We start from the raw sequence: 12,384 nt of genomic DNA, 5'->3' as shown, positions 1-12,384 counted from the left end.
GTACGCTTCGGCCCGTGCCGGAGGCCGGCCCCCGCCCGCCCGGCGCACCAACCCCGTCGCACCACCCCGTCGCCCGAGCCCCAGGAGAGCGACCCCCGACATGGCGCTGCCCCAGCACCCCCTCGACCACCGCTACCGCGGCGAGCACCCGCTCCGCTCCGTCGCCTACCTCCTCCAGCAGGACCGCGGCCGCATCGCGCTCGCCGCCCTCGCCTTCGCGATCAAGCACAGCCCCACCTGGCTCACCCCGGTGATCACCGCCTACGTCATCGACGTGGTGGTCGACCACAGGCCGATCTCCGGGCTGTGGGCCGGGACGGGGCTCCTGCTCGTCCTGCTCGTCGCCAACTACCCCTTCCACCTCCTCTACGTCCGCTGCTGGTACGGCAGCGGACGCCGGATGGGCACCCGTCTGCGCTCGGCCCTCTGCCACCGGATGCAGGAACTCTCCATCGGCTACCACACCCGAGTCAGTGCCGGCGTGCTGCAGAGCAAGGTCATCAGGGACGTCGAGGCGCTGGAGCAGGCCTTCGCCCAGACCGGCGACATGGGCCTGTCCGCGCTGGCCACCCTGGTCGGCGCCCTGGTGGTCATCGGGCTCCGCACCCCCGCCTTCCTGCCCGTCTTCCTGCTGGTCGTCCCGGCCGCCTCGGCCCTGGTGATGTGGCTGCGCGGCCGCCTGCGCGCCTACAACGAGTCGTTCCGCCAGGAGGTCGAGCAGCTCTCGTCCCGGGTCAGCGAGATGACCACCCTCATCCCCATCACCCGCGCCCACGGCCTGGAGCACACCGCACTGCGCCGCGTCGACGGCACCCTGCGCCAGGTGCTGACCGCCGCCATGCGGCTCGACCGGCTCAACGGCCAGTTCGGCGCGCTGGCCTGGATCCTGCTGAACGTGCTCGGCGTGGGCTGCCTGGCCGGCGCCGGGCTGGCGGCGTACTACGGCTGGCTCGCCGTCACCCCCGGCGACGTGGTGATGCTCAGCGCCTACTTCTCCTCGCTGACCGCCGCCGTCACCACCCTGATGAGCCTCACCCCGGTGATCAGCAAGGGGCTGGAGTCGGTCCGCTCGGCGGGCGAGGTGCTGGAGGAGCCCGACCTGGAGCACAACGCCGGCAAGACCGAGGTCACCGCCGTCCAGGGCCGGATCGACTTCGAGCAGGTCGAGTTCGGGTACCGGGACTCCGACCGGCCGTCGGTGTGCGACTTCACCCTCTCCGTGCGGCCCGGCGAGACCATCGCCCTGGTCGGTGCCTCGGGCGCGGGCAAGTCCACCGTGCTCAACCTCGTCATCGGCTTCCTGCGGCCGACCGGGGGCCGCATCCTGCTGGACGGCACCGACATGGAGGAACTGGACCTCCGCAGCTACCGGCGGTTCCTGTCGGTCGTCCCGCAGGAGTCGATCCTCTTCGAGGGCACCGTCCGGGACAACGTCACCTACGGCCTCACCGACGTCACCGAGGAGACCGTGCGCGCCGCGCTGCGCGACGCCAACGCGCTGGAGTTCATCGACCGGCTGCCGCGCGGCCTCGACACCGTGGTCGGCGAGCGCGGTGCCCGGCTGTCCGGCGGCCAGAAGCAGCGGCTCGCCATCGCCCGGGCGCTGATCCGAGACCCCCGGGTGCTCGTGCTGGACGAGGCCACCTCGGCGCTCGACCCGCACTCCGAGCGGCTGGTCCAGCAGGCCCTCGGCCGCCTGGTGCGGGGTCGCACCGTCTTCGTGGTGGCCCACCGGCTCTCCACCATCCGCGGTGCCGACCGGATCGCGACCCTCCAGGACGGCCGGATCGCCGAGATCGGCACCCACGAGGAACTGCTGCGCAACGGCGGGCACTACGCCCTGCTCCAGTCGGCCGCCTCGGCCTGAGAACGGCCCGCGGGCCGGCCCACCGGGAACGCGTGGGCCGGCCCGCGGGGTGTCCGGCGGCGGAGCGGCTCGCCTCCGGACCCCGCCTGCTCACCAGTAGTGGCGGCGGCCGCCGACGGCGTGGCCGAGCGCGCCGGCCACCCAGAGGATCAGGCCGATGACCAGCAGCACGATTCCGATCGTCCACAGGAAGCCGATGCCGGTGACGAATCCGATGACGAGCAGAATCACCCCAAGGACGATCATGGGAAACCTCCTGTAGGTCGAGCAGACATGCACCCGTATGCCCGAAATGTCCGATCTCATGCGTTGCCCGGCCCGACTCCTCGCGGCGGTCGGTCAGGACGGCAGGCCGGGCCAGCCCTCCTTGTTGGAGCAGGACTCGTAGTCGTACCGGGTGAGGTGGTCCCACTCCTCGCCGGTGGCCGCCTCGTAGGCGTCCTCGTGGATGTGGAGCAGCTGCTGGCAATCCATGGCCGTGAAGGGCGCGAACCGGTCCGGTCGGCCGAGGACGCTCTCGTACGTGGCGCGACCGGCGGCCACGACCGCCGTGCGCGAGTACAGGAAGCCGTCGTCCGACTGCGGGAACGGGGAGCCGCCGTCCTCCTCCGTCCCGAGGACGGGCAGGGTGCCGAACTCCGCCCGGTCCAGGCGGTAGAGGGCTTCGGCGAGGCGCTCGCCGAAGGCGACGATCCGGTCGGCAGGCCCGTCGGAGAGCAGCTCGGTGAGGCGCTCGCAGGCGTCCTCGAAGCCCGCGCACGTCGCGATGCCGGCCTCGCCGCCGAGCACCTCGATGAGCTGCCAGAACCGGTCCCAGGACATCGGGTCGTCGCCGTCCGTGCCGCCTGTGCCGCCTGTGCCGTCCGTGCTGTCCGTGTCGCCCGGGGTGGAGTAGCCCAGCGCGCGGGCCCTCGCGGCGACGGTCCCGTAGTCGGCGGAGGGCGAGAGCGCCGCGACCGTACCGGGGGTCAGCGGCGCGCCGGCCAGGACCGCCGCCACCGCGGCCCGGTCGACCGGACGCTCGAGGTGCTCCTCGGCGAAGTCCGCGTACCCGTCGGCGCTGCCGTCGAGCAGCAGCTCGAACAGCCAGTCCGCGCCGTCCCTGTCGTCGGGCTCGAACTCCACCGACCCGCACCGCCACACGGTGTCGCCGTGCTCGCGCCACGCGCACACCGTGGCGTCGAAGAACCCGTCGAACTCGAACTCCGGCGCCGCGGGGTAGGCCGCCAGGGCGTCGGGCAGGCCGTCGAGCAGCCCGGGCCAGTGCGCACGCTCCTCCTCCCGCCAGGGAGTGGCGTCGCTCTCGTGGTCGAACCCGTAGAGGAACACCCCGGCCGGGTCGAAGACGATCGCGTACAGGTCGCCCGAACCGTTGTCCATGCACGCCAGGTCCACGCCGTCACGCCAGTCGGGCAGATAGGTGTGCGCGGCCGACCGCTCGTCGAGGACGGCGTCGAGCAGGGCGATCGCCCGGCAGCGAAGGCGCAGCTCAGCGGGGTCGGGCAACAGGGGCAGCAGGTCGCGAACGGTCATGGCGCCCATTGAACAGTGCGTCACCGACACCACCGCCCCGGCTCCGCTCCCACCCCGTGGCGGCCGGACCGCCCACGACCCGTACGCTGCCGACAGCCCATCGCAGGTACGGACCCGGGGGGATCCCATCGAGCTACGCCAGCTGCGCTGCTTCGTCGCCGTCGCGGAGGAACTGCACTTCGGCCGCGCCGCCGACCGGCTGCTGCTCGGCCAGCCGGCCGTGAGCCAGCAGGTCCGGCGCCTGGAGAGGGAGCTGAAGGTCGAGCTGTTCGACCGCTCGCCCCGGCACGTGCGGCTGACCGCGGCGGGGGAGCGGTTCCTGCCCGCGGCCCGGGACGTCCTCGCGGCCGAGGCCGCCGCCGCGGTGCTGGCCGCCGAACTGGCGTCCCCCGCCGCCCGGGTGCTCCGGCTCGGCACGATCACCGGCCTCGGCGGCCGCCTCGACCGGATCCTCGACGCCTACCAGCGGCACGCGCCAGACGTCCGCGTCGAACTCCACGCGCTGCCGGTGCGGGAACGCCTCGCCCTGCTCGCGGACGGCCGGCTCGACGCCGCCTTCGTCCGCGGCGGGATCCCCGAGAGCACCGCCGACGTGCGCTGCCTGCCGCTGCGCCCGGACGAGCTGGTGGTGGCGCTCCCCGCCCGCCACCCGCTGGCCGCCCGCCCCGTACTGGACCTCGCCGACCTGGCCGCACTGCCGCTTCGGCTGACCGAGCGCCGCAACCACCCGGCGCTGGTGGACCTCGTCCTCGCCGCCTGCCACGACGCGGGCTTCCAGCCGGTCCCGGGCCCGGTCACCAGTACCCTCCAGGACACCCTCGCCGCGATCGGCACCGGCACCCCGATGTGGACCGTCGTCTACGCCGCCAACGCCCGCCTGACCAGCCACCCCCGGATCGCCTTCCGCCCGCTGCGCGGCGGGGCGCTCGCCCTGCCGGTCGCCATCGCGGTCCGCCGGACCGCCCCACTGCCCGGGCTGCTGGTCGCCGCCTGCCGCGGCACGTCCGCCGCCGACGGCGATCACGATTCGTGATCGCTGCCGGAGCGAAACCCGTCTGGTTCGCCGCCGCCCGCTCCGGTGAACTGTTCCCAGAGCGCAGACCGGACAGTACGGGCCGGACAGCGCAACCCAGTTGAGGAGCAGACATGCCGATCGTCACCGTCCAGCAGGGCCCCCGCAGCATCGAGCTGAAGCGCGAGCTGGTGCAGAAGATCACCGACGCGTTCGTGGACACCCTGCAGCTGCCCGCCGAGACCGTCCAGGTGTGGATCCACGAGGTCCCCGCCGACAGCTGGGCCGCGGCAGGCAAGCTGACCGCCGACAAGTAGCCGGCCCCCGGCACCCGGCCGCCGGCGGGGCGTCGGCGGCCCAGGGCGGTGCGGAGGGTCGGGCCGCGACGAAGGCGCCGACCGTCACGGGGAACGTGCACACCAGTACCAGGACGCACAGCCGGCTCTGGTCGAGGCGGTCGTCCCCCGTCGCCCTGCCCGTCGACGGCCCGCATGCTAGTCGCCCGCGATCACGCGGCGTGCGGGTGAGACGGCGAAGTCCGTTGCTGGTGACGGGATCTGACGCGCAGTCGTCCGGCTCGCGGGGTCAAGGGGTGGTGGCCAGCCTGGTGAGGGCGGAAGCGGCGTAGTTCGCGAGCTTCGACCGGATCTGGTTGCGGTGCTCCTCGGACCGGTCGGGGCCGGAGCCGTAGACGGTGTCGTCCCACCAGACGGTGACCACGAGATTGCTCTGCCGGACGACCAGGATGCTGCGGACCTCGTGGTCGTTGGGCTCCTCGTCGAAGGCGAACGCGGCATCGCCGAGCTTCTTGACCGTCGCCAGCGCGCTGAACCGGTCGTCGCTCGGCTTGTCGCGCATCCGGGCGAAAGACGAGCGGGCGTCCTCCACGCTCGGCCGGAAGTCGGCGAACAGGTCAAGGAAGTACGGCGCACTGCCCATCCGGCCCTCGAACTCGAACGAGCAGTCCCGGACGGTCGCCTCCAGGTGGTCCTCACCCGGCCGGGGCGTCCCGTACTCGGCCACGAACGGCGCCGGATCGACGGACTCGCAGAGGTTGGTCGGCGGTTTCAGGAAGCGGCCCGGACCCGTCTCGCGGTCGGCCGACGTCTCGGAGCCGCCGCCGCACGCGGTCAGCAGCAGTGCGCAGACCAGCAGCGCCGCCGCCGCACCACCCCGCCGGAACCCCGCCATCCGATCCACCCCCACCTCGTGGCCGATCAGCCCAATGAGGAGCGTAGTTGATGAACAGTCAGATCGGTGCCGGATCGCTCGGACGGATCGTCCGCGGGCGTTCACGCGCGACGGACTGACAGTTCGTTGAACGGGGGTTGATCCCGGGTCGGGGAAGCACTTCACTTGTCATGGCGCCGCTGACCCACCAGGCGGCGGCGCCGCTCCACGCGCACTGCTGCTCCGACACCTCACCCGACGAGTCTGGAGATCCCGCATGCCCCAGTTCCGCCTGCGGCGCGCCGTCGCGACGCTCGCCGCCCTGCCGCTGCTCGCGCTCGGCGCGGGCCAGGCCGTGGCCGCCCCCGCACCGCAGCCCCCCGGCGCAGCGCACCCCGCCGTCGCCGCCGGCCGCGTCACCGCGATCGAGGACCAGGTCGCCCGCACCCTCGCCACCGCCCTCGCCGACTCCGCCCTGCGCGAGCGCGTACGGACCGCGACAGCCGGCAGCGCCGGGCCCGCCGCACTGACCCCGCTCGCCGCCGCCGCTCCCGGCGCCTCCGCGCGGAAGCTCGCCGACACCACCGCGCGAGCCGACCGGGAGGTCGCCGCGGCCAAGGGGCTCGGCGGCGACCTCGGCCCGCTGCTGCGGGTCCAGCTGGCCGACCGCACCATGCGCGGCGCCCTGGACGGCGGCGCCGTGCCGCTGGTCGCGACGGCCGCCACCGACGAGCACGCCCGTACGCTGCGCGCCTACGACACGGCCGGCCGGGTCCACGTCCTGGAGACCGCCCGGGTGCCCGAGCGGCCCGTCTATCTGGTCGACCTCGACACGGCCAGGACCCTGGCGGCCGGAATCGCGCTGCTCCAGCGGGAGTTCGGCAGCCAGGCGCCGACGGGAGCCCAGACCGCGGCCCCGGCGTCGGCCACGGCGGCCGCCGGCTGGTGGGCCACCAAGATCACGTCGATCCAGGTCGCCGACGACGAGGAGCCCTGGTTCAAGGGCGCCGCCGAGATGTTCGCCCTGGTCACCGGCTTCGGCCTGGACGGCAAGGTCCGGGTCGACTCGGTCGCGATGCCGTACCTGCAGTACGACGGCACGCTCTACCGCCCCAACCAGATCCTGGTGAACTGGTCGAACTACAAGTACAACCTCGCCGACGTCGTCCTGATGGAGGACGACGGCGACACCAACTACCTGGCCCTCGCCCAGGCGGTCGCCGCCGTGCTGCTCACCATCGCCGACCAGGGCGCGTACATCGCGCTGGTCAACGCGGTGCTGGGCGCACTCCCCACCTCCTGGTGGACCGACGACCCCGACTACGTCGAGTCCTGGTACACCCTCGCCCGCACCAGCACCGGCCGCCTCGACGGCGCCCGCGGCAACGGCTTCATGACCGTCGAGCCGTACTTCGTCCAGCAGTTCTGACCCGCACTCTCCCTCCAGGCCCCGCCCGCCGAACCGGTGGGCGGGGCCCCTGCGTGTGACCCCCGGAAACCGCGTCGACCGTTCCGGTGCCAACCGCTAGGGTGCCGGTCGGACTGCCCGATGATCATGCGACGGGCCGCCGCACCACCGCCCATCCGCACCTCTCTCCGACGGGAACCGCCGCCATGGCCTTCAAGACCCGGACCGCCGCCGCCCTCCTGGGCACCGGCCTCGCGCTCTTCGCGGGCGCACCCACCGCGAACGCCGCGAGCCCCTACCACCCCAGCGGCGTACCGAACGTCGTCGTGCTGGGCATCGCCAACAGCGCCCACTGCCTGGAGATCGCGGACTGGCGCACCGACAACGGCGCCCCCGCCCGGCAGTGGGACTGCCACTACGGCGGCAGCCAGCAGTGGAGCCTGACGGCCGGTCCCGCGGGCTCGCTGGTCAACGGCCACAGCGGCAAGTGCCTGGAGGTCGCCGACTGGCGCACCGACAACGGCGCGCCGGTCCGCCAGTGGGCCTGCACCGGCGGCGCCAGCCAGCAGTGGACCTGGGCCCACGTCCCCGGCACCGGCTACGTCCTGCGCAACGTCCACAGCGGCAAGTGCCTGGAGGTCGACGGCCGGTACACCATCAACGGCGTTCGCGCCCAGCAGTGGGACTGCTGGAACGGGAACAACCAGATCTGGTACCCCTACTCGCCCAACCACTAGCCTCCGGAGGGGGTGGGCATCAGGCACGCTTCGGCGAACGGCACCTGCCGCGGGTGCCGCAGCTCAGCTCGGACGGCGGCCTCCAAGCGTAGGCCTACGGGTCGAGCCCTCCGTACGGCCCGGGGTGGGCCGTGCGGAGGGCTCGTCCGTGGGCGGTCAGTCGTGGAGGATGCAGAGCAGGGAGCAGGCCAGCGCCGAGGAGGGGGCGGTGGTGGTGGGGGCGGTGCCGGGCGGGGAGTTGGCGGGGACGAAGCTGGCGGAGGCGGTGTTCTTGAGGGGGAGGGCGAGCAGGAAGGAGTCGCAGTAGACCGCGCGGCTGCTTCCGGCGGGCAGGGTGAAGGTGCCGGCGGCCGTCCGGCAGCCGGGGGTGACGGCGTCGTTGACGGTCACGTTGGTGGCGGCGACGGGGCCGGCGTTGGTGACGGTGATCCGCCAGTGCGCGGTGCCGAGCAGGCCCAGCAGGCCGACGGGGCTGGTCTTGGCCCAGGGGCCGGGGCCGCCGGGTGCGCAGTCGTGGGGGTTGCCGGAGCCGCAGATCTCCTTCTCGACGCTGACGCGCGGCTGGCAGCCGGCGCCCGGCGCGACGGCGGTGGTGACGGTGTTGGAGGTCAGGGCCCCGGTGGCGTCGGTGCCGGTCGCGGTGTTGGTGAGGGCCGTGGTCGCGCAGTCGGGCGTGACGGTGGTGCGGAAGCAGACCTGCGGCGCGTCGCCCTGGTACTCGACGACGAGGGCGGGGTGGTTGTCGGCGGTGAAGTCCCCGGTGCCGGTGAGGACCAGCTGGGTGGTGACGGTGATCGAGGGGTGTGTGGCGGGCTGGATGCCGGACAGGTCGACGGTGCCGTCCGGGGCGAGGGCGGTGGTCAGGACGACGGTGCCGTCCGGGTCGGTGACGACGGCGCGGGAGGCTGCCAGGTCGACGTGCGCGAGGTCGATGTCGGTGAGCCGCGCCCGGGTGTAGGCCTGGACGTGGCCGGTGGCGCCGTCGCAGTAGAAGTCGGCGGGCTTGAGGGTGACGGCGGCGCCGCTGTGCACGCACGGGGTCGCGCCGGTCGCCGGGTCGAGGGAGAACAGCACGCCGGCGTCGCCGAGGGCGATCAGGCAGCGGGTGGTGGTGTCGTACGTGTAGCCGTAGTCGCGGGTGGCGCCGCCGTTGACGCCCGGGTGGGTCGCGGGCAGCGGGAAGCCCGCGCACGGTGCGGCGGTGGTCCAGTCGTGGCAGACCGTCGCGCCGGCCACGCTGCCGCCCCAGACGGGGAAGTAGCTGCGCGTCCCGCTCTCGGTGGTGACCGTCTCGGGGTTGAACGTCAGCACCCCTCCGGCCAGCGTCGACAGCGTGCCCGGCGCGCTGCGCGCGGAGCCGTCCAGGCCGTAGCAGGTGGTCAGGACGTTGGCGCCGCCGACGGTGCTGGTGCAGACGCCGTCCGGGTGGCCGGCCGTGTCGTACGCGGTGTAGACGTCGTACGTGTAGTAGCCGGCGTTCGGCCCGGCGAGGTGCGGGGTCGTCCAGCCGGCGCAGGCGGTCAGGGTGGAGGTGTCGAAGCAGCCGATGGCGGGCGCGCCGGGGGCGGTGGAGCCGGAGCCCTGGGGCGAGGAGGAGGCGAAGACCTTGCCGCCCACCACCGTCGTCGCGCCGAGGTACAGGGAGTTCGGGGTGCTCGGCAGGTCGTGGTTGGGGGTGACGACGGGCGCGTACGGCTGGCCGGCGCACGGGGTGCGGGTGGCCGCCGCCAGGCACAGGACCTGCCCGGTGGTGGCGACGCCGTAGACGTTGTCGCCCGCGAGGACCAGGCCGGCCAGGCTGTTGGCGCTGCTCGGGGTGGTGCCGGTGGGGGCGAGGGCGGTGTAGCCGCAGTTGGCGTGCGCGTCGAGGTCCAGGCAGCCGACGCCGACGGAGCCGGCGGTGACGGCCGGGTAGAGGACCTGGCCGGGGTGCTGGGGGTCGAGCACGTACTGGGGTGTCAGCGGGCTGCCGATGTCACCGGTGGCGCCGGTGCCCAGCGGGCCGGCGGTGGTGTTCAGCGGGCGGGGCCACGGTCCGCCGGTGCACGGCTGACCGGTGGACAGGTTGCTGCAGACCACCTGCGGGGCGGTCCGGCCGGCGTGGTGGTAGATGTTCCACGCCTGGACCTCCCCGGAGGCCGTCCGGTGCAGGATCGGGGTGAACCCGTCGCCGCCCGTGGACTGCGCGGTGGGCCGGACGGGCGCCAGCAGCGGCGCGGCGAGGCTGGTGCCGGTGCCGCGGACGGGCGGGTTCTCGGCGCGGACGGCGGTGGTGGCCGTGCCCGGGTCGGTGGGGGCGAAGGTGCTGCCGTCGGTGGACCAGGACGGCGTCCAGCCGGGCGGGACGCGGAGCGAGCCGGGGACGTACGTCTGGGCGCTGCCGGCCCCCGTGATCGGGTCGGTGATCGTGGCCGGGGCGGCGGCTCCGGCGGCGGCGTTCTCGTAGCGGACGGTCCAGTTGACGGTGTCCCCGTGGTCGGCCGCGGCCGCCCCGGGGTGGGTGACGTTCTGGGCGCTCTTGACCAGCGCGGAGGCCGCGGCGGTGGACGGGCCGCTCCTGGCGGCGCCGGCGGCCACCGGAGCGGTGCCGGCCAGGCCGAAGAGGACGACGGCGGTGGTGAGGGCGGCGGCCGTGACGGCGCGCAGCGGACGGATCGACAGGGGCGGACGCGGGCTTTTCAGCACAGGTTCTCTCCACCTCGGATCAGCGAAACGGCCTGACGGTCAGTCAGGTCGGGCCGTCGATCAGGTTAGGCGGATGGAAGGTACGCGTCAGACTCGGTTTTTCGTATTGGATGCATCGCGACCGAATGTGACCGGATGAATGCGGCGCGGACGGCCCCCCGCCCGGTCGCATTTCGAAATTCCGTGCGAGGTCGAATCACCAGCGCTACGGTATGGGCCGATCGGGGCCGAACCGGCCCCCGTACGAGAGCGATGCCGTCCGTGCATTCTTCTTCCTCACGTCATGCCGGCCGTTCGACGGCGGCCTCGGTGGCCGTCGGCGTGGTGCTGGTCGCCGTCGGCACCGCGCAGCCGGCCTCGGCGGCCCCCGCCGGACAGGACCGTCCCACCGCGAGTTCGCCCGCCACCGCCCCCGCCAGCGCCTGCGCCGGCGGCACGGTGATCGGCGACACCGAGATCTCCTTCCGCGCCAAGCTGGAGAGCGCCTCGGGGACGGCGCCGAGCGCCGAGTTCCGGCTCGCGCGGGCCGACGCGCCGGAGACGCCGGTCCGGGAGGTGCGGCCGGGGCAGCTGACCGTGACCTCGGGCCAGGACGCGGTGGTGCCGGTGCCGGCCGCCGACCTGGAGGCGGCCGCCGGCGGGAAGATCACCGACTTCGTGTGGCAGTTCCGGGCCCACGCCGACGGCCGCAAGAGCCAGTGGACGCCGACCTGCCGGTTCTCCTTCGACCCGACCCGACAGGGCGCCCCGGTCGTCGCAGCAGCGAGCGGTGCGGTGATCGGCAAGCCGGTCACGGTGACCGTCGCCCCGCCCGCCGACGGCACGGTGCCGGCCGCCTACCAGTACCAGCTGAACGTCGGCGGCCCCGTGACCGTCCCGGCGGATGCCGGCCGCGCGGTGATCACGCTGACGCCCGACCGGGCCGTCAACACCCTCGCGGTCACCAGCGTCTCGCCGGGAGGAAACTTCGGCGGCACGACGCAGTCCGTCCTCTACGCCGCCGCCCCACCGCCGAACCTGACCACCGCCGACCTGACCGGCGACGGCATACCCGACCTGGTGACGGTCGGCGGGCGCCACGGGCTGCCCTCGGGGCTCTGGCTGGCACCGGGCACCGGTGACGGCCGCGTCGGACCCGCCGTCAACATCGGCAAGGACGGCCCGGGCTACGGCAGCGAACCGGCCCCGGCCGACTTCGACGGCGCCGTCGTGCTGACCGGCCGGTTCACCGCACGCTCCTTCCAGGACGTCCTGATCTACCAGCCGGGCGGCATCCGGGCCGGCCTCACCAGCGTGCGCGCCGGCGACGGCAGCGGCGGCCCGCTGGCCCTGAACGGCCCCAACGGCTACGCCCTCGACGACTGGTCCGGCAACCGTCCCTCCCAGATCGCCGAGGCGGGGACGGTCGCCGGCCGCGATACCGGCTTCCCCGACCTGCTGGGCATCGCGCCCACCGACAGCGGCGGCACCGCGCTGACCCTCTACCCCGCGGGCCCGATGGCCGACTTCTTCGACATGCCGACGGCGCTGGACGTCCGCACCCCCGACGGCGGCACCGACTGGAACGACTGGACGATCGCCTCCACCGAGGTCGCCGTGCCGGGCGGCGGGACGGCCACCGCGCTGTTCCTGTGGAAGAAGTCCACCGGCGAGCTGGACCTCTGGAAGGACCTGGCCGCCGACCCGGGCACCGGCGCCCTGACCTACCGGGCCTTCCCGGTGGCCACCGGCTGGAACACCGGCGCCGACGTCGACCTCCAGGCGGCCGACATCGACTCCGACGGCGACCCGGACCTGTGGACGGTCGGCGCGGGCGGTCAGGTCACCGCCAACCTGTTCGGCGCCCCGTCCGCCACCGGCCCGGCGAGCCTCGTCCAGGTCACCAGCACCCTGCCCGTCTCCGGCTGACCCCGGGCCGCGCGCATCCCGGTGGGACGGGGCCGGCCGGCCGCGTCCCACCGGGGGCGCGACC

At 73.9% G+C, this 12,384-nt stretch carries 10 protein-coding genes; 6 read left to right on the top strand and 4 right to left on the bottom strand.

The genetic code is table 11. From position 1 onward, the window contains the following. Window positions 1-100: 100 nt before the first annotated feature. Window positions 101-1,867 (top strand): ABC transporter ATP-binding protein, encoded by a 1,767-nt coding sequence (locus ABEB06_RS01820; RefSeq protein ID WP_345694979.1) that lies wholly within the window; start codon window positions 101-103, stop codon window positions 1,865-1,867. Between the two features lie 90 nt (window positions 1,868-1,957). Here ABEB06_RS01820 and ABEB06_RS01815 read toward each other — a convergent pair whose 3' ends face one another. Both ABEB06_RS01815 and ABEB06_RS01810 read right to left on the bottom strand, forming a co-directional pair. Continuing rightward, on the bottom strand, window positions 1,958-2,113 hold the full coding sequence (locus ABEB06_RS01815) for a DUF6131 family protein (RefSeq protein WP_345694978.1): 156 nt from the start codon (window positions 2,111-2,113) through the stop codon (window positions 1,958-1,960). Window positions 2,114-2,206: 93 nt separating this feature from the next. Then, the gene (locus ABEB06_RS01810) at window positions 2,207-3,400 is read right to left on the bottom strand and encodes a DUF4240 domain-containing protein (protein ID WP_345694977.1); all 1,194 of its coding nucleotides are present in this window, start codon (window positions 3,398-3,400) and stop codon (window positions 2,207-2,209) included. Between the two features lie 127 nt (window positions 3,401-3,527). Here ABEB06_RS01810 and ABEB06_RS01805 point away from each other — a divergent pair, with 127 nt between their 5' ends. Continuing rightward, a complete protein-coding gene (locus ABEB06_RS01805; RefSeq protein WP_425559755.1) occupies window positions 3,528-4,433 on the top strand; it encodes a LysR family transcriptional regulator in 906 nt (301 codons plus the stop codon). A 113-nt stretch (window positions 4,434-4,546) separates the two neighbouring features. Beyond that, entirely contained in the window at window positions 4,547-4,729 is a 183-nt protein-coding gene (dmpI, locus tag ABEB06_RS01800; protein WP_345694975.1) for a 4-oxalocrotonate tautomerase DmpI, read from the top strand. A 268-nt stretch (window positions 4,730-4,997) separates the two neighbouring features. Here dmpI and ABEB06_RS01795 read toward each other — a convergent pair whose 3' ends face one another. Next, window positions 4,998-5,603, bottom strand: a complete 606-nt coding sequence (locus ABEB06_RS01795) for a hypothetical protein (protein ID WP_345694974.1) — start codon at window positions 5,601-5,603, stop codon at window positions 4,998-5,000. A 256-nt stretch (window positions 5,604-5,859) separates the two neighbouring features. Between ABEB06_RS01795 and ABEB06_RS01790 the strand changes: the two genes are divergently transcribed. Together ABEB06_RS01790 and ABEB06_RS01785 are read left to right on the top strand one after the other, a co-directional pair. Continuing rightward, window positions 5,860-7,011: a DUF3103 family protein gene (locus ABEB06_RS01790; protein ID WP_345694973.1), complete on the top strand. Its 1,152-nt coding sequence runs from the start codon at window positions 5,860-5,862 to the stop codon at window positions 7,009-7,011. 185 nt (window positions 7,012-7,196) lie between these two features. Next, complete coding sequence (locus tag ABEB06_RS01785; RefSeq protein ID WP_345694972.1) at window positions 7,197-7,727, top strand: RICIN domain-containing protein; 531 nt, start codon at window positions 7,197-7,199, stop codon at window positions 7,725-7,727. A 156-nt stretch (window positions 7,728-7,883) separates the two neighbouring features. On the opposite strand, the gene ABEB06_RS01780 is transcribed toward ABEB06_RS01785, so the two are convergent. Next, a complete protein-coding gene (locus ABEB06_RS01780; RefSeq protein WP_345694971.1) occupies window positions 7,884-10,412 on the bottom strand; it encodes a DUF7617 domain-containing protein in 2,529 nt (842 codons plus the stop codon). A gap of 309 nt (window positions 10,413-10,721) precedes the next feature. Between ABEB06_RS01780 and ABEB06_RS01775 the strand changes: the two genes are divergently transcribed. Next, window positions 10,722-12,320: an FG-GAP repeat domain-containing protein gene (locus tag ABEB06_RS01775; protein ID WP_345694970.1), complete on the top strand. Its 1,599-nt coding sequence runs from the start codon at window positions 10,722-10,724 to the stop codon at window positions 12,318-12,320. The last annotated feature ends 64 nt before the right edge of the window (window positions 12,321-12,384 follow it).

The sequence above is a fragment of the Kitasatospora terrestris genome (assembly GCF_039542905.1).
GTDB classification, from domain to species: Bacteria; Actinomycetota; Actinomycetes; order Streptomycetales; family Streptomycetaceae; genus Kitasatospora; species Kitasatospora terrestris.
This window is presented reverse-complemented; position numbering and strand designations above follow the sequence as displayed.